This window comes from Rhizobium sp. YS-1r (genome assembly GCF_000757525.1).
Taxonomy (GTDB): Bacteria; Pseudomonadota; Alphaproteobacteria; order Rhizobiales; family Rhizobiaceae; genus Neorhizobium; species Neorhizobium petrolearium.
The window spans coordinates 311,074-327,342 of sequence record NZ_JPYQ01000024.1; the positions used below are offsets into that span (position 1 = coordinate 311,074).

The following is a 16,269-nucleotide window of genomic DNA, read 5'->3' on the forward strand; positions in this document are numbered from 1 at the left end:
TGGCAACAAGCAGCAATCCTGGGGAGCGCTTCACTCTGCCGAGCGCGGAAGGCGGGTTTCGTTGCCCGCCTTCGCAACAATGTCAGCGATGACAGATTTGAGCTCTCCTCATCAACAAGGAGAGCTCACCCCTTATTTTCCTCGGTTCTTCCCGCTGACAATTTATCCTGGGTCTTGGTATTGAAGTCCTCGGCATCGTGACGCTCGTGCAATTGCTCGGAGAGGTCGCCGGAGAGGCGATTCACCATACGGCCACGCTTGACGGCCGGGCGGCTCAGGAGGAGATCAGCCCAGCGCAGCACATTTTTATAGTCTTGAACCGACAGGAATTCGGCCGCACCGTATTGCCAGCCCTTGACCAAGCCTCCGTACCAGGGCAGCACGGCGATATCGGCAATGGTATATTCACTGCCACCTAGATATTCGCTTTCGGCCAGACGGCGGTCGAGGACGTCGAGTTGACGCTTGACCTCCATGGCAAAGCGATCGATCGCATATTCGATCTTGATGGGGGCATAGGCATAGAAATGACCAAAGCCGCCGCCGAGATATGGTGCACTCCCCATCTGCCAGAATAGCCAGGACAAGCACTCCGCGCGAGCCGGCTGCTCTGTCGGAAGAAGTGCCCCGAATTTCTCGGCAAGATAGACGAGGATGGAACCGGACTCGAACACCCGCACCGGCTTTGGCCCGGACCGATCCAGCAATGCCGGAATCTTGGAGTTCGGATTGACCTTCACGAAACCGCTGCCGAACTGGTCGCCCTCGCCGATCTTGATCAGCCAGGCGTCGTATTCGGCGCCGGCGTGGCCGAGCGCAAGCAGCTCTTCCAGCATGATCGTGATCTTCTGTCCGTTCGGCGTGCCAAGCGAATAAAGCTGCAGCGGATGCCGGCCTACCGGCAATTCCTTTTCATGGGTCGGTCCGGCAATCGGCCGATTGATGTTGGCGAACGCGCCGCCGCTTGGCTTGTTCCAGGTCCAGACTTTCGGGGGAACGTATTCGGGGGAATCTGTCATTTTTGTCTCCTGAGTTATTCCGCGACCTTTGTGGGGCCGGGAAATGGTGGATGGGAAGAGAGCGCATTGGTTTGCTCGTCGTTGACATGTTTGAACGGGCGATCCTTGCCGACTTCGGGGGCGCGAGCCGCGGCTGATCGCGCATCGATGACCTCAAACGGTCGTTTCAGATGGGAGTTGTCGTGCAAGCGGTCATCATGAAGCTCCGTTCTGGATGGCTCATATATTTGAGGTGGTGGTATACATTCCTTGCGCCGAAGGAGAACGCATCTGGCGCTGGATCATCGGGGCCGATCGCTTCATTCCACGGCGAAGCTGGCATATCGTTTCTTGATTTTTGTCTTACAAAAGAGCCACTCAACTGACGGGAACCGCGCGAGAACTCCGTGTAGACATAGCGCAATCCCACTCCAGCCGCATGACAGCATTCCCTCACTTTGTCGTCTCCCGCCTTACTAGCATCGCTTGGCGGCACGAGCGTCGCATTTTAACTCGATCGTTCTACAATGCAGTCCTGTTTGAATGTTGGCAACATACAATTCGATCGACAGTCTCAGCAAAAAAAGGCCTGCTGCTGTAACGAACCGTATCATGCAGCCGTAGTGGCTTTGTCGGACCTCACCCGGCAGTGGGCTGCCGGACTAACCGCCGCTGCCTGTCCGTTGGTTCAGTAACTTGCAGTGGAAATCGTAAATGACGACATCGAGCGATCAGAAGCCGGCCTGCCTTCAAGGCCTGCGCATCCTGGACATGTCGCGTATTCTTGCAGGGCCGACGGCAACGCAACTCCTGGCCGACCTCGGTGCGGATGTGATCAAGGTGGAGCGACCTGGCCTCGGTGATGATACGCGCAGTTGGGGGCCGCCCTTTGTGGCGAACGCCGATGGGAGCGAAAGTGATCTGAGCGCCTATTTCCTCTCGGCCAACCGCAACAAGAGATCGATAGCGATCGACCTTGCGACGGACGATGGCGTCGCTTTGGTCAAGCGACTAGCCGCAATTTCCGATGTCGTTATCGAAAATTACAAGCCGGGCGACCTGGCGCGACGCGGTGTTGGTTACGACGATGTCCGCAAGATCAAGCCGGATATCGTCTGGTGCGCAATTTCCGGATTCGGGCAGAGCGGCCCCTACTCCGATCGAACCGGCTACGATTTCCTGATCCAGGCAATGGGCGGCATCATGAGCATAACCGGCGAAAGTGATGCTGCTGGCGGGAAGCCGGTCAAGGTTGGTCTCGGTATCGCCGATGTCATGTGCGGCATGTACGCAACAGTCGGCATCCTCGCAGCACTTCGCCATCGTGACCACACCGGGGAAGGTCAATACATCGATCTCGCGCTTTACGACACACAGGTCGCCTGGCTCATCAACGCTGCGACGAATTACCTGGCTTCAGACAAGGTGCCGGGCCGGATCGGTAACCGGCATCCGAACATCGCACCCTACCAAACCTTTGCGACAGCAAAGGGCGAGATCGCCATTGCGGTCGGCAACGATCAGCAATTCGCCAGATTTGCCGCAGTCATTGGCTCGCCGGCGCTTGCCCAGGATGAACGTTTCCACCGCAATCGCGATCGAGTGATGAACATTGATGCCCTTGATGCGCAGGTGACCGAGGCGCTGCGCAATGACACGGCGGAAAATTGGGAGCGGCGTCTCATAGCAGCGGGGATTCCCGCCGGACGTGTCGCAACGATCGGTCAGGTCCTTTCTGATCCGCACACGATCGCACGCGACATGGTAATACGCATGCCCACAGATGATGGCCAATTGCTAGGGCTTCTAGGCAACCCATTGAAGATGTCCGCCACGCCCGTCAGGTTCCACCGCGCGCCGCCTCATTTGGATCAGCACCGCGAGGACGTTCTTCGCGAGATCGTAGCTATCGAGGACGCCCAAAGAAGTGATGGCACCAGATGATCCACTCCCCCGTCCCTTGAGGTAGAAGAGCTGGCAATACCACAGCGCTCGCCTCTGCTACCAAGACAAAAGCCCAGATCGGCGGTTACGCCCGTCCGATGCGGCGGTACCGAAAATCGTCTGCGTTGGAGGAAGGGAGTGAGTTGGCCTCCCCGATCAGTATCGCCATACGGTTATGGAGGGGAGATTTGACACAGGCAGGATCGGTCGCGGCCGCATCGCCCGCAATCGCCATGGCCTGACACCGGCAGCCGCCCCAGTCGATCTCTCGCCGGTCGCAGCTTTTGCAGGGTTCCAGCATCCAGTCGTCGCCGCGGAAAGCATTAAAAGCCAGAGAATTGAGCCAGATATCCGTCAGGCTTCGTTCTCCGAACCGCTCGAAATGCAGGGTCGGGATGGTTGCTGCCGCGTGGCATGGAAGGACCGTGCCATCCGGCGTAACCATGAATGCATCGCGTGCCCAGCCGCCCATACAGGGTTTCGGATAGACCGCAAAATAATCGGGCGCGACGAAATCAATGGCCAGAATTCCCTGCAACCGCGACTGAGCCTCCTCGACGATCTCGACCTGACGTTCCACCGCCTCGCGGTCGGGCATGAGGGTATTGCGGTTCAGGAGAGCCCAGCCTGCATATTGCACATTGGCGATCTCCAACCGCTGCGCGCCGAGGGAAAGCGCGAGATCGATGAAAGCCGGTACTTCCTCTATATTGTGCCGATGGATGGGCGCATTGATCGTAAGCGGCAGGCCGAGTTCCACGACCCGCCTTGCTGTTTCGAGTTTCTTCTCATGCGCGCCGCGGTTGTTGCCGATCTTCTCTGTCGTCGAAGCATTGGCGCCCTGGATGCTCAACTGCACGTGATCGAGACCGGCGTCACATAACCTCTCAATTCGCCCTTCGGCGATGCCGACACCGGCGGTGATGAGATTGGTATAGACACCGCGCCGTGCCAGACAGCTTACGAACTGTTCGAGATCCGGCCTGAGCGTCGGCTCGCCCCCGGACAGATGGATCTGCAGGACCCCGAGGTCGGCCGCCTCTTCAAAGAGAGCAAGCCATGCGTCCGTCGAAAGCTCCTTGTCGGCCTTCAACAGTTCGAGCGGGTTGGAACAGTAGACGCATTGCAGGGGACAGCGATGCGTCAGCTCAGCCAGCATGCCGATCGGAGGCAGAGGTGCATCACTCATAGCGTCACCAGAAATCTGTCGGACCATTCCTGCAGGAACTGTTCGACATCGGGTGCGATATCTTCGCGAGCTGCATCATACTGGCCGGCGAGCTCGTCGACGATTTGCGAAACCGTGCGCTGGCCGTCGCACAGCCTGAGTATATCAAGGCTGACCTCATCCGGCCAGAAAACCCTTTCCGGCGAAAGCAGCGCCCAGGCACCGCGAACCGGATCATACTGCAGCCTAACATAGCGCTTCAGGCGAGGTCTCGCTTCTCCGGACAGAATGACACGCTGACGGCGGGCCTCCATCAGATCGCCTCCGGCACGAAGGCGCCCGGCGGAATACTGCCGCCACCTCCATAGGCGTAGTCCAGGGCATCCAGCATCGCCCACAAGATATCGCATTTGAAGACAAGGGCATTGATGACGGTCTGCTGCTTTTCCGGGTCGGTCGCGTGCTGCAGGACATAGGCGAGCGCGAAATCGGAATCCCGCGGTGCCTGCGTCAGCCTCGGCATGAAATAGGCGAGCGTATCTTCGGTTACGTAGCTGTACTTCGCCAGCATGGCCGGAACGCGCTCGCCGATGATCACCGGAGAAAACAACTCCGTCAACGACGACGCCACGGCTTCCAGCAGACTGCGATTGGTACAGAAAGACAGATACGCTCCAACAGCGAAGCGAGTGGCGGGCAGGGCAAATCGCTCGCTCTTCACTGTCTCTTCGTCGAGCCCCCGCCCGGTCGCCAGCTTGATCCACCGGGCGATGCCGCCATTCCAGCCAGTCGTTCCGTCGTGATCTTCGATCCTGCGGCGCCATTCAACGCGAAATTCCGGGTCTTCCGCCCGGGCGATGATCGTCGCATCCTTGCGCGGGATCATCGCCTGATAGCAGTACCGGTTGAGCGCCCATGCCTGAAGCTCGGCCTTGGTCAGGGCGCCCGCCGTCATCCTGTGATGGTAGGGATGCCTGTTGTGGTATCGCTCAGCCCCGATCTGACGAAGTACCTCTTCGAGCGCGGCCGGCGTCAATCCATTGCGCGCCGCGTCTGCAAAATCGCTCATAGGCCGATCTCCATCCCGTCATAGCCGATCTCCCAGCCTCCTGCCCTCACGGCTGCCGTTTCGGGTGAATTTTCGCCGAGGATCGGATTGGTATTGTTGATGTGAACATAGATGCGGCGCTCCGGTGCAACATCGGCAAGCAGAGCCATGGACCCTTCAGGACCGCCGATGTGCAGGTGTCCCATGCGCCGGCCGGTTTTGGCGCCGACGCCGGCGCTCAACATCTCGTCATCGGTGTAGACCGTGCCGTCGAAGAGCAGACATGTCGCAGCGGCAATTCTTTCTTTCAGATCGGCGTCGACAGCTGCACAGCCAGGGACATATAACGCCGAGGACTCACGACCCTCCTGCCAAATGCGAACTCCCACAGTGTCGCCCTCCTGTGTGCCGAAACCCTCTTCCGCTTTGCCGGCATCCTCCAAAAACAGAGCCACCTTACCGAGAACCGGAAACGCCTCGACCACAATGGATGTCGGCTTACCCTGCCAATCCGCAATCGGCGTCGGGATATTCAGCAGAAGTTCGCGGCGCTCGACCAGTTCACTGTCTAGAACATTGAAAATACTGTTTTCCGCGAGTACGCGTAGAATCCGCGCGGTTGCATAAATGACGAAGCGATGCCGCTCACGCAGGCTCAAGAGTCCGGCAATGTGATCGACGTCCGCATTCGTCAGGATAACGGCTTGGATAGGCGAAGCACGCAGGGGGCCATCTTCCCTGGGCTGCAGCTCGGGAGTTGCCGCAATTTGCTCGCGAATATCCGGGGATGCATTGAAGAGAACCCAGTCCTTGCCATCAGCGGAGACACCCAGACTCGATTGCGTCCGCGGTCGAAAACCGTCTTCTCCATTACGGACAGAACGGCTCAGCCGGTAGTTGCAGTTCCACTGGGGAAATCCCCCTCCTGCCGCGGAGCCGAGAATCTTCAGCCGCATGTGACAATGCTTCCTTCCGACGGCAGCCGCTCCATGCGTGAACGCCACATGGAGCGGTAAATGCTCTTACTTCTTGGCCTTGAGGTCGGCGGAATAATATCGTGACATTTCCATTCCGACAGCGACCGTGCACATTGTCGGCTTTTTCCAGCTTTTCTTCATAAGCTTTCTCCTCTTCGCTCTTTGCCTGAGATCAACAATTTGATCTCCTCCCGGCATCGTGCGCCCTCGGGCGCAAGCTCTGAAATTCGCGGCGTTACATCCGAACGCAATCGCACCTCACATTGTTCATGACATCCTATTCCTTGATCTCGTTGCCGGCTTCATCGATCAGCGGCACCTGATATTGCAGGAGAATCCGATTTATCTCCGACTGGTTCTCCCTGATCACGGTATTCAAGGCGCGTTTCCACTCCTGGTCGGAGGGACGGACCCCCATGGTGATGCGATAGGACATATGGCTGACCTTCTCCTTGAGAAGCGGCACCACGACAAGATCCGGATTTATTTCCTTGACATAGTAGCCGGCCATCGGCCCCCAGAGAACGGCCACATCGATGACGTCGTTCTGAAGATCCTTCAACATCACCTCGGCCATGGACGGCATCGAGCGCGTATCCACCATCAGAGGATAGGTCTTGGCATTCCGCATCAGGTTGGCCTTTGCTATGCTGGCGCTCGGCGGCGTTCCGGCGACAATGCCGAGCCGTTTGCCGGCCAGTCTGGGATCTTCGATGGCTTCTGCGCCATCCAGGCCGCTACCCTTCTTGAAAACCATGACATAGGTCGAGCGGTAGTAGGCATTGGTGTTCTGCACGAGTTCGTCACCTTGGGCGTAACCCATGATGATATCGCAGCGGTTGGCCCGCAGCGTATTCCGGACGAAGCCGGTTGCCATCGGATACCATGTGTAGGTGACCGACTTGCGGCCAGTCTTCACCGCAACGAGTTCCGCCAGCTTGTTTTCGAAGCCTTCCCCGCTTTCATCCGTGAACGGCATGTTGGAAGGGTCGGCGCAGACACGCAGCACGTCCGGATCCACCAATTCGCCTGCGGCGCCGAGCCCGGCTGTCTGCGTGAATGCCGCGGTGGGAACCGCGGCAATCGCCGCGATCACGCAGAGCATATAAAGACCGCAGGATTTACGTGCAGGCATATGCTCAGTTCCCCATGCACGATGCTTCTTGATCTTTGGCGGCCTGCGGCTTGTCAGCTTTCTTGGGAGGTCTGCCGCGCGGGATCCCATCGACGGCACGCGCTCGCAGATAAATGTAGATATCGTCCATATAGCAATAGACGTTCTTGTTGTTGCCGAAAGCGGGCATGACGTTTTCCTTGCCGCCGCCGACATTCTTACGCCCCTCGGCGACGATCGAAAGAAACGTCGCGTAATCCATCGTCTTCAACGAGTTGACCAGCGCCGGAGCATAGCTGGAACCCATTCCGTCTGGTCCATGACAGGTGTGACAGTCCGAATGATAACGGCGATATCCACTGAACGTGTACCAGTCCACCGTCCCATCGTCCTGAAGCTTGAACGTCGGGTTTCCATCGGCGTCAAAATACTTACCGTCTTCATCGGTAACGGCTGCGGCCTTTTGTTTGTCGTCAGCGGCAAAGGTGATGCTGGAGCTGATGACAATAGACATAGCGATAACCGAGACTGTTTTGCAGACAGACATTCCTACCTCTTTCTCATTTCGCCACGAACACAGCTTGGCTGTCGCAATGCGGCGTTGACAGGTGGGTTGTGGGTTGCGTGGCGAAATCGAGAGCCCGCCAGGGAATTCCGGTGATCCGGGCCCTCGTTTCTCTGCCTGCCGCCTCTTTAAGCGAGGTCGGCGTGCCTATGGTTCCCGTTTATCAATCCGGGAGGCCGAAGCCGGTGAGCTGACCGCCCAGCGTCGTATAGTCGGCGCGAGCGGCATACCCACCGACCGCGCCGAGACCTGCTGTTGAAATCGACTGCTGTTCGTCGGTGGGCGCTTTCTGGCCGGCGACAGCCGTTTGCCAGGCAGCCGCGCCTTCGGCCTGGAGCAGACCACCTGCGAGGCCGATACCAGCCCAGCCGCCAACACCCGAAAGCACGGCGATATACTGTTTGCCGTTGTGCTCGAAGGTGTTGATGTTGCCGATGATCCCGGACGGCGTCTTGAACTTGTAGAGTTCGTTGCCGTCCTTATCGACAGCCTTGATGTAGCCTTCCAGCGTGCCGTAGAAGATGACATCGCCTTCGGTCGACAGCGCGCCTGACCACACCGAGAACTGCTCGGGCTTGGACCAGACGATCTCACCCTTGGCAGCATCCCAAGCTATGAAGTTGCCCATGCCGCCATGGCTCTTGGGAGCCGGATACATCGACACTGTCGCACCCACATAGGGCTGACCTGCCGTATAGCTTACCCTGTATGGCTCGTAATCCATGCAGACATGGTTGGTCGGCACGTAGAACAATCCGGTTTTCGGTGAGTAGGTAGCCGGCTGCTGGTCCTTGGTACCAAGCGCTGCCGGGCATACGCCCGTCGTGTTGGTATCCTCGCCGTTTTGCTGGGTCGAATACTGAGCCACGACCTGCGGACGCCCATACTGATCACTCTTCGGGTCCATCACGACTTCCGTCGCCCAGTTGACCACCGGATCGTATTTCTTGGCAACCAGCAACTCGCCGTTTCCGCGATCCAGCGTATAGGCAAAGCCATTACGATCGAAATGAACCAGTACATCCCGGGCTGCACCGTTGATCTGCATCCCGTCGACGAGGATCATCTCGTTCACGCCATCGTAGTCCCATTCGTCATGCGGGGTCATCTGATAGACCCACTTCGCCATGCCGGTGTCGGCGTCACGGGCGAAGATGGTCATCGACCATTTGTTGTCGCCGGGCCGCTGTACCGGGTTCCACGTCGAGGGATTGGCGGTTCCGTAATAGACCAGGTTCAGCTTCGGATCGAAGGCGTACCAGCCCCAGGTCGTTCCGCCGCCCTGCTTCCATTGCTCGCCTTCCCAGCTGCTGATGCCGGAGTCCTTGCCAACCGGTTTGCCGAGCTGGGTGGTCTTCTCACCATCCATCAGGGTTTCCGAGTCGGGCCCGGTCGAATAGGCCTTCCAGGCAACAGAGCCATCCTTCAGGTTATACGCGGTCACATGGCCGCGAACACCGAACTCGCCGCCCGATATGCCGATCAGAACCTTGTCATTGAAGATCATCGGTGCGGACGTTCCACTCTCCCCCTTGCCGCCAGCGGTATCCTCGCCGTTCTTCGCCTGCCAGGCGACTTTGCCTGTCTTGGCGTCGAGAGCGGTGACGGTCGTATCCGCTTGGTTGAGGATGATCTTGCCGTCGCCATAAGCAACGCCTCGGTTGACCGTGTCGCAACACATGATCGGAATGACGTTCGGATCCTGCTTGGGCTCGTATTTCCAAAGGATCTTGCCGTCATTGTTGAGGTCGAGCGCATAGACTGTATTGGGGAACGGCGCATGAACGTACATGACGTCGCCGATCACCAGAGGTCCACCTTCATGACCGCGCAGCACGCCTGTCGAAAACGTCCACTTGACCTGAAGGTTCTTCACATTGTCCTTGTTGATCTGGTTCAATTTTGAATAGCGGGTGTTGGCATAATCACCCGTCGGAATCGCCCAGTTCTTGGAATCGGAGATCAACTTCTGGACTTCGTCATTGGCAAACACTCCTCCAGCCAACGACAAAGACACCGCAGTCGCCACTAATCCCGATTTTATGAAGTTTGCACGTACACGCATTTAGTCCTCCCGAAGTTCGCACAGATGACTTATTGCGGCGGCACCTGTTTCATAACAGAAGCCCGCGTCACCGGTTCAGCATGTGGGAAGTATTTCCGGCAGCGTGTCACGACCTAAGCCAGGCGCGCGGAGGGCACCGTTACCGCCCACCCGCTTGGCCTACGAAGACTGTCACCACTCCCTTGACGGCAACGTCCTTGAAGCCGGAAACAACCTAACCATAAGAGATAGAATTACTTTCCGCAAGCGTGTTTATCAGCAATATTCGCTGCGACGCAGCATATTATTCTGCAATGCAGCAATTTATATTCGGAAAATTATCCTATGCTGCTGGATATTGACGCGATTTTGGAATTATACTTAGGAAAGTATTTGCCCCTCTTGTCAGAGGCGACAACTGCGCTATACGGAAAGGACATCCCATGGTTACGCTTGCGAAGTTTCCCGTCGCCGTGTTCGCATCTGCAGCAATAGGTTTCGCAGTCCCAGTGGCAGCGGCGACCACCTATCCGACCAATGTCATCGCTGAATATGTCTATGCCTGCATGAAAGCCAATGGTGAGAACCGGGCCACTCTCGATCGCTGCTCCTGTTCGATCGATGTCATCGAATCCATCATTCCCTACGACCGCTACGAGACAGCCGCCACATTCAGGCAAATGGGGTTGGTCGCTGGAGAAAACGGCGCACTGTTTCGCGAAAGTGCCCCTGCCAAAGCCGCAATAGCGGAACTGAAAAGGGCACAGGCCGAAGCGGATATACGCTGCTTCTAAGTCAGGTAGCGGCCCGTGCCGGAAATCTCTCGTGGAACGAGCGCAGGATGTCGCTGCAAACTTGAGCATTTCTGGATTGCCGGGGAATGCGCACCAGAAACGAGCCCACGACATGGGATGGGCGTGGCGACAGTACAATGATCCGGTCGGCCAGCATGATAGCCTCGAGAAGGTTATGCGTCACCATCAAGACCGTCGTCGGACGCTCCGACCAAATTTCGAGCAGCAGATAACGGAGCTGCTGTGCGGTCGCTTCATCAAGGGAGACGAAGGGTTCGTCGAGAACCAGGAGATCGGGCTCGATTGCAAGCGCCCGGGCAAGAGCGGCGCGGCGTGCGAGCCCGAGTGAAAGTTCTCCGGGATAAAACGCGCGCATCCCCGACAGACCAAGCGCATCGAACAAATGGTCGAGGTTTTTGCCAGACAGGCTTCTCGGTAATCCCAGACGCACATTTTCCTCGACCGTCCGCCAGGGCAGGAGAATCGGCTCCTGAAAAACCATGCCTATGCGCGGCTCCCTTTCTCCCGGAAGCTTTATGCGCCCCTCAAAGGAATGGTCCAAGCCGAGGAGCAATCGCAGCGTCGTGGTCTTGCCACAGCCGGAAGGACCGACCAGGCAGACGAATTCGTTCCGCTCCACCGCAAAGTTCAGATCGCGCAGGACTTCGATGCTGCCGCCCCTGGACGCCTCGAACGATTTGTGCCTGACTTCGATTTCAAGCTGCGCGTCTGCGCCAACGGGTTGAAGTGTGTTCAAGGGGCTGTACCAGGAGAAATTCGATGACAAGCATTACGCAGACGAAGGCCAGCGTATAGGCTAGGATGGAAGCGACGTCGAAAAGCTGAAAATAGAGATTGATCTGGAAACCGACACCATTCGACCGACCCAGAAGCTCTACGACGAGGACGATCTTCCAGATCAGCGAAATGCCGGAACGTGAGGCCGCAGCCAGATAAGGCTGCAGCTGCGGCAGCAGGACATGGCGCAATCGCGCAAGAGGCCCGAACTTGTAGACCTTTGCCATGTCCGTGTAATTCAGATCGAGCGCACGAGCCCCTTCCCTCATCGTGACAATCACATTCGGGATCTTGTTGAAGGCCACGGCGCCGATAGCAGCCACCTCATTCAGCCCGAACCAGATATAGGCAAGAACGATGATCACCAGTGCCGGGATGTTCAGGGAAAGAATGACCCAGGGATCGAGAAACCGGTCGGCGCGCGGATGGCTTCCGAGAAAGATGCCGATCGCCGAACCAATGATCATGGCGAGCAGGAATGAGACCGCTACGCGACCAAGAGTGATCGCCAGATGATAGGGTATCTCACCCCTCGCCGTCTCGCGGGCCATGGCGCGCAGGACGTCAAGCGGTGGCGGGAAGGCATGACTCGGCCACAGGGTCGCTGACAGATGCCACACTATGGCCAGAACGACGACCGATGCCACGACCGTCAGGAACGGCCCGAAGCTGCGTCTTCGTGCCGTTTTCTCTGTTTGCCCTTGCGACGATGAGCCAAGAGAGGCCGAACTCACCTATTCCGCCCCCCAGAAGGTGCCCGGCACCAGTTCTTTCGATGGTCCGACGAGCTCCTCGCCGCCGATCGTCGCCAAGACGGAATAAAGCGTTTCCGCGTCCTTTTCCGCTTCTGCGGGCGGGCGTTTGGGAATGCCTTCGCGATAGCGATCACGCATGACCTTCTGTTCGCTCTCGTCACCCCGAAGCATCGGGGCAAGCATTTTCCACTCGTCATCGGAACTTTCGAGCAGCGCCTTTGCATCGGCACTTGCCGCTACGAAGCCGTCGATCGCGGATGGATGAGCCTTGCCCCAGGCTTCATGAAAGATATATCCCAGAGCAACGATCGGCCCGGAGGCGCCAAGCGCGGCGGCGGCCTCATGTCCTCCAGTCAGTCTGCGAAATCCCTTCGCCTCCAACCGTGCACAATAATTCCAGAAATTGAGAACCGCATCGAGTTCCCCCTGCTGCACCTTCTCCGTCAGCAATGGCGGAGCGCCGTAGACGATCGTGTTTGTCTTGGCCAAATCCCTGGAATAATCCTTCTTCGCCATGGCCTGGATCAGAAGCCAGTTCTTGTCCAAAGGGCCGCCCGCAACGCCTATTTTCTTATCGGTGAGATCGCCGAGGTTTTTGATCGGAGAGTCTGGCGGGACCATGATAGCTCCGACCGCCGTGGAATAGGGAACGAAGGTCAGGTCGATGCCTGTGGCGCGCTGCCGCGAAACCCACAACCAGTCCGAAACGATCACATCGACCGCTCCGGCCATCAACGCGACATTCGTGGCGTCTTCGCCGGCAAATTCCTGCACATCCACGGTGATCCCGTGTTTCTCGTCGAGCTTATGCCGTTTGATCGTATCGAGTTCCCAACTCACCGTACCGAATTTGAGAACGCCGACACGAACGACCTCCGCGGCCGCGGCCTGCCCTATCGCTTGGGTAGAGAATGCCGCCAGCGACAATAATGCGATCCGAAATAATCGGCCGATCCCGCCTCCCATAAGTCCTTCCTCCCATGCGCCGCATCCGATGTTTCGTTTCTAGATGTCCCGGCTCTTCGTCGGGTATTCGCACCGCCATCTGACAACACGCAGACGTGGATGTTCCGTAGACCACTTCGCAATCTGCGGGGGTGCCTGGAGCATACAGGTTGTCAGGCTTCCCCTATCTTCGAAATGGAGGTGCTCTTCCCGACAGCTCAAAGGCTTGTCCGCAAGACAAATTGTCAAAATGAGTTCGATAAAAGGCATATCGCACCTTTCGACCCACGGGCTTGCCGCAGCCGTTCCTTCTGCTCGGGCGGCTGTATGCGCCGCCACCAGCCAATCACAGCCTCTTCCGGTGCCGGGAAGAGATAATGGGGAAGTTAGGAGCATCACGTCGGCCCGTCAATCACAACTTCCGATCCGTGCCATCCATGGCAGGCCCGATTGGCGTATCAAGGGTTGACTTACATTCGCCGACAGGTAACTTTTTTGAATGGATCAAAAGTCCCCGTCGCCATTGCGCGAGAGGTCCAGCGATCCGAACGGCCGGTGCCACAGGAGGAATAGCGGCACCTGTCTTCGTCAAAGGGCACCCTTGGCGAATGAGGAGATACCATGAAATATCAAATCCTTCTGGTCGGCGTGTCAGTTGCGATCTTTTCTGCCTGCGGGGTCAATGCTCAGGAGGGCGATGCCAACGCGGGAGCAACGGTGTTCAACAAGTGCAAGGCCTGTCATGACGCCGAGACGGATAAAAATAAGGTAGGTCCGTCCTTGAATGGTGTGATCGGCAGGGTTGCCGGCACCCATGCCGGGTTTGCCTATTCCAAGGCGATGGTCGAAGCAGGCAAAGCCGGCCTCCAATGGGACGAGGCATCGTTGCGTGACTACCTTCACAATCCCAAGGCGAAGGTGAAAGGTACCAAGATGGCTTTTGCCGGCCTGAAGGACGAAGGCGAGATCAACAATCTGCTCGCCTATCTCGAACAGTTCTCGAAAAAGCAATGAAGCAAGGGGCTGCCGGTCTTCCCGGTAGCCCCATCATGCATCTCCCATCACCCGCAATTGAACTCAGGCCGCCCGACGCGCCAGTGACCTGTCCGCTTGCCGGCGGATCGCCTCGATATTGCCAGCATAGGCGGTTCTATCGTTGCCCGCGAACACGGCGGAGCCGGCCACGAGGACATTCGCGCCGGCGGCCGAGACCAGCGGCGCGGTTTCAGGGGTAACTCCCCCGTCCACCTCGATATGAATCGGACGATCGCCGATCATTGCGGCGACGCGGCGTACTTTCTCAACAACGGCCGGAATGAAGGCCTGCCCACCGAAGCCTGGATTGACCGTCATCAGCAGGATAAGATCCAGCCGGTCGAGCACATATTCGATGGTGCTTTCGGGCGTCGACGGATTGAGCGACACACCGGCCTTCTTTCCCAGTCCACGGATCGCCTGAAGCGTCCGGTCGAGATGCGGACCGGCTTCGGCGTGAACCGTGATGACATCGCAGCCTGCATCCGCGAAGGCGGCGATATAGGGGTCCGCCGGCGCAATCATCAAATGGCAGTCGAAGACGGCGTTCGTGCGCTTGCGGATGGATCGGATGACCTGCGGCCCGAACGTGATGTTGGGCACGAAATGGCCGTCCATGACATCGAGATGAATCCAGTCGGCGCCCGCCTTGACGACGTCTTCTACTTCCTCGCCCAGCCGGGAAAAATCCGCGGACAGGATGGAAGGTGCGATGATCGTCTTTGTGCTCATGATGCGGCCTCCTCTTGCATCGTCCCGCTGTTGAAAATGCGGCTTGCCCTGATATCGACGGCAACGATCGTCGACAGCGCATCGGCACCGATCGATCCGTTGGACGTTTCGAACAGCCGGTTTGCCTGGCGCAGGCGTGCCCTGTCGAGCGCGTTGCGGATGGAGCGGGCATTGGCGAAATGCGGCTGTCGACGGCGCAGCGCGATATATTGCTCCATGGCGGCCCGCCCCTCGACGTCAAGACTGTAGTTCTGCTTGGCGAGCATTACCTCCGCGATCCGCAGCAGCTCGTCATCCGTATAATCGGGAAAGTCGATATGATGGGCGATGCGCGAACGAAAGCCTGGATTGCTTTCGAAGAAGCGATCCATCCGGTCGGCATAACCCGCCAGTATGACGACGAAATCCTCGCGCTGATGCTCCATGACCTGCAGGAGAATTTCGATCGCCTCCTGACCGTAGTCACGCTCGTTTTCCTGCCGATAGAGATAATAGGCCTCGTCGATGAAGAGGACGCCACCCATAGCCTTTTTCAGGATTTCCTTCGTTTTCGGCGCGGTATGGCCGATATATTGCCCCACCAGATCGTCGCGGGTCACCGACACCAGATGCCCCTTGCGGATATAGCCGAGGCGATGGAGCAGATCGGCCATGCGCAGCGCGACCGTGGTCTTGCCGGTTCCCGGATTGCCGCTGAAGCTCATGTGCAGGGTCGGCGTCTCATGGGCGAGACCGAGACGCTTGCGCGCGCGCTCGACCAGGAGCAAGGCCGCGGTCTCCCTGATCCGCTGCTTGACCGGAGCAAGGCCGATGAGCGAGTTGTCCAACTCTTCCAGCACGTCCTTGACACCGGATTCGACATATTCCGCCCGCAAGTCGATGGTGGAAGGCACTTCGCCGTCGACCTTAGGTCTCATGGAAACCGCCTCAGCCATAGCGCTCTCCCGCCGGCTTGTCCGCCGCATAGGACCGGGTGGTGTAGCGGATGCTTCTGCCGCCCGCCTCCTGCCGCTCCAGCCGGAAGCCCGGCTCTGCCGCAGGACGGTTGACGATGAAGGAAAGGCGGACGGATTCCCATCCGTGGGTGCTGTCGAAAGCGACGAAGCGGATATAGCGGTCGCCATAGACCTTGCGGCACTCCTTCAGCTCCATGATCAGCGCAGCCGCATCCGGATTGTCGAACATCGGGTGGCCCCACATGTCCCAATAGGTGTTACGGGGATGCGGATCATCCGTGAATTCGAGGCTCATCGCCCAACCCTTGTCGATACAATACTGGGCCTGCCTGGCGATCTGCTCGTCCGTCAGCGGCGGCAGGAACGAGAACGCTCCCTGAGTGATATGCATGTCGC

17 protein-coding genes are annotated in these 16,269 nt (G+C 58.2%); 3 read left to right on the forward strand and 14 right to left on the reverse strand.

The window, feature by feature from the left end; genetic code table 11:
- Window positions 1-125 precede the first annotated feature (125 nt).
- On the reverse strand, window positions 126-1,019 hold the full coding sequence (gene yghU, locus JL39_RS17430) for a glutathione-dependent disulfide-bond oxidoreductase (protein WP_037153125.1): 894 nt from the start codon (window positions 1,017-1,019) through the stop codon (window positions 126-128).
- A 693-nt stretch (window positions 1,020-1,712) separates the two neighbouring features.
- Between yghU and JL39_RS17435 the strand changes: the two genes are divergently transcribed.
- Window positions 1,713-2,942, forward strand: coding sequence for a CoA transferase (locus tag JL39_RS17435; protein WP_037153127.1), 1,230 nt, complete (start codon window positions 1,713-1,715; stop codon window positions 2,940-2,942).
- A gap of 85 nt (window positions 2,943-3,027) precedes the next feature.
- Here the strand turns inward: JL39_RS17435 and pqqE are convergent, their stop codons facing one another.
- From pqqE to JL39_RS17470, 7 genes are all read right to left on the reverse strand, one after another.
- The gene (gene pqqE, locus JL39_RS17440) at window positions 3,028-4,131 is read right to left on the reverse strand and encodes a pyrroloquinoline quinone biosynthesis protein PqqE (RefSeq protein WP_037153130.1); all 1,104 of its coding nucleotides are present in this window, start codon (window positions 4,129-4,131) and stop codon (window positions 3,028-3,030) included.
- Window positions 4,128-4,424, reverse strand: coding sequence for a pyrroloquinoline quinone biosynthesis peptide chaperone PqqD (gene pqqD / locus JL39_RS17445; protein WP_037153132.1), 297 nt, complete (start codon window positions 4,422-4,424; stop codon window positions 4,128-4,130). The genes pqqE and pqqD overlap by 4 nt, the downstream gene beginning before the upstream one ends.
- Entirely contained in the window at window positions 4,424-5,179 is a 756-nt protein-coding gene (gene pqqC / locus JL39_RS17450) for a pyrroloquinoline-quinone synthase PqqC (protein ID WP_037153136.1), read from the reverse strand. The genes pqqD and pqqC overlap by 1 nt, the downstream gene beginning before the upstream one ends.
- Window positions 5,176-6,114, reverse strand: coding sequence for a pyrroloquinoline quinone biosynthesis protein PqqB (gene pqqB, locus JL39_RS17455; RefSeq protein ID WP_037153139.1), 939 nt, complete (start codon window positions 6,112-6,114; stop codon window positions 5,176-5,178). Before pqqB ends, pqqC begins: the two co-directional genes overlap by 4 nt.
- 298 nt (window positions 6,115-6,412) lie before the next feature.
- Entirely contained in the window at window positions 6,413-7,270 is an 858-nt protein-coding gene (locus JL39_RS17460; protein WP_037153141.1) for a substrate-binding domain-containing protein, read from the reverse strand.
- 4 nt (window positions 7,271-7,274) lie between these two features.
- Window positions 7,275-7,763, reverse strand: a complete 489-nt coding sequence (locus tag JL39_RS17465; RefSeq protein ID WP_052182941.1) for a c-type cytochrome, methanol metabolism-related — start codon at window positions 7,761-7,763, stop codon at window positions 7,275-7,277.
- 214 nt (window positions 7,764-7,977) lie between these two features.
- Window positions 7,978-9,879 (reverse strand): methanol/ethanol family PQQ-dependent dehydrogenase, encoded by a 1,902-nt coding sequence (locus JL39_RS17470; RefSeq protein ID WP_052182942.1) that lies wholly within the window; start codon window positions 9,877-9,879, stop codon window positions 7,978-7,980.
- Between the two features lie 422 nt (window positions 9,880-10,301).
- Between JL39_RS17470 and JL39_RS17475 the strand changes: the two genes are divergently transcribed.
- Window positions 10,302-10,652 carry a hypothetical protein gene (locus tag JL39_RS17475; RefSeq protein WP_037153147.1) on the forward strand — a complete coding sequence of 117 codons (351 nt, stop codon included), beginning with the start codon at window positions 10,302-10,304 and terminating at the stop codon, window positions 10,650-10,652.
- Between the two features lies 1 nt (window position 10,653).
- Here JL39_RS17475 and JL39_RS17480 read toward each other — a convergent pair whose 3' ends face one another.
- The 3 genes from JL39_RS17480 to JL39_RS17490 form a co-directional block, all read right to left on the reverse strand.
- Window positions 10,654-11,409, reverse strand: a complete 756-nt coding sequence (locus tag JL39_RS17480) for an ATP-binding cassette domain-containing protein (protein WP_037153151.1) — start codon at window positions 11,407-11,409, stop codon at window positions 10,654-10,656.
- Window positions 11,369-12,061: an ABC transporter permease gene (locus tag JL39_RS17485; RefSeq protein ID WP_227705217.1), complete on the reverse strand. Its 693-nt coding sequence runs from the start codon at window positions 12,059-12,061 to the stop codon at window positions 11,369-11,371. The genes JL39_RS17480 and JL39_RS17485 overlap by 41 nt, the downstream gene beginning before the upstream one ends.
- Before the next feature lie 123 nt (window positions 12,062-12,184).
- Window positions 12,185-13,132: an ABC transporter substrate-binding protein gene (locus JL39_RS17490; protein ID WP_244446906.1), complete on the reverse strand. Its 948-nt coding sequence runs from the start codon at window positions 13,130-13,132 to the stop codon at window positions 12,185-12,187.
- A 639-nt stretch (window positions 13,133-13,771) separates the two neighbouring features.
- Here JL39_RS17490 and JL39_RS17495 point away from each other — a divergent pair.
- Complete coding sequence (locus JL39_RS17495) at window positions 13,772-14,164, forward strand: cytochrome c family protein (protein WP_037153157.1); 393 nt, start codon at window positions 13,772-13,774, stop codon at window positions 14,162-14,164.
- Window positions 14,165-14,227: 63 nt separating this feature from the next.
- Here the strand turns inward: JL39_RS17495 and rpe are convergent, their stop codons facing one another.
- From rpe to JL39_RS17510, 3 genes are read right to left on the reverse strand one after another with little or no spacing between them, the layout of a single operon-like run.
- A complete protein-coding gene (gene rpe / locus JL39_RS17500) occupies window positions 14,228-14,917 on the reverse strand; it encodes a ribulose-phosphate 3-epimerase (RefSeq protein ID WP_037153160.1) in 690 nt (229 codons plus the stop codon).
- The gene (gene cbbX, locus JL39_RS17505; RefSeq protein ID WP_037153770.1) at window positions 14,914-15,834 is read right to left on the reverse strand and encodes a CbbX protein; all 921 of its coding nucleotides are present in this window, start codon (window positions 15,832-15,834) and stop codon (window positions 14,914-14,916) included. Before cbbX ends, rpe begins: the two co-directional genes overlap by 4 nt.
- Before the next feature lie 10 nt (window positions 15,835-15,844).
- On the reverse strand, window positions 15,845-16,264 hold the full coding sequence (locus JL39_RS17510; RefSeq protein WP_037153163.1) for a ribulose bisphosphate carboxylase small subunit: 420 nt from the start codon (window positions 16,262-16,264) through the stop codon (window positions 15,845-15,847).
- Window positions 16,265-16,269: the final 5 nt, after the last annotated feature.

What these genes read in the sequence shown, in the direction of transcription:
- yghU (WP_037153125.1), bottom strand. Translation starts at nt 1,019, where the DNA reads ATGACAGATTCCCCCGAATACGTTCCCCCGAAAGTCTGGACCTGGAAC.
- JL39_RS17435 (WP_037153127.1), top strand. Translation starts at nt 1,713, where the DNA reads ATGACGACATCGAGCGATCAGAAGCCGGCCTGCCTTCAAGGCCTGCGC.
- pqqE (WP_037153130.1), bottom strand. Translation starts at nt 4,131, where the DNA reads ATGAGTGATGCACCTCTGCCTCCGATCGGCATGCTGGCTGAGCTGACG.
- pqqD (WP_037153132.1), bottom strand. Translation starts at nt 4,424, where the DNA reads ATGGAGGCCCGCCGTCAGCGTGTCATTCTGTCCGGAGAAGCGAGACCT.
- pqqC (WP_037153136.1), bottom strand. Translation starts at nt 5,179, where the DNA reads ATGAGCGATTTTGCAGACGCGGCGCGCAATGGATTGACGCCGGCCGCG.
- pqqB (WP_037153139.1), bottom strand. Translation starts at nt 6,114, where the DNA reads ATGCGGCTGAAGATTCTCGGCTCCGCGGCAGGAGGGGGATTTCCCCAG.
- JL39_RS17460 (WP_037153141.1), bottom strand. Translation starts at nt 7,270, where the DNA reads ATGCCTGCACGTAAATCCTGCGGTCTTTATATGCTCTGCGTGATCGCG.
- JL39_RS17465 (WP_052182941.1), bottom strand. Translation starts at nt 7,763, where the DNA reads ATGTCTATTGTCATCAGCTCCAGCATCACCTTTGCCGCTGACGACAAA.
- JL39_RS17470 (WP_052182942.1), bottom strand. Translation starts at nt 9,879, where the DNA reads ATGCGTGTACGTGCAAACTTCATAAAATCGGGATTAGTGGCGACTGCG.
- JL39_RS17475 (WP_037153147.1), top strand. Translation starts at nt 10,302, where the DNA reads ATGGTTACGCTTGCGAAGTTTCCCGTCGCCGTGTTCGCATCTGCAGCA.
- JL39_RS17495 (WP_037153157.1), top strand. Translation starts at nt 13,772, where the DNA reads ATGAAATATCAAATCCTTCTGGTCGGCGTGTCAGTTGCGATCTTTTCT.
- rpe (WP_037153160.1), bottom strand. Translation starts at nt 14,917, where the DNA reads ATGAGCACAAAGACGATCATCGCACCTTCCATCCTGTCCGCGGATTTT.
- cbbX (WP_037153770.1), bottom strand. Translation starts at nt 15,834, where the DNA reads ATGAGACCTAAGGTCGACGGCGAAGTGCCTTCCACCATCGACTTGCGG.
- JL39_RS17510 (WP_037153163.1), bottom strand. Translation starts at nt 16,264, where the DNA reads ATGCATATCACTCAGGGAGCGTTCTCGTTCCTGCCGCCGCTGACGGAC.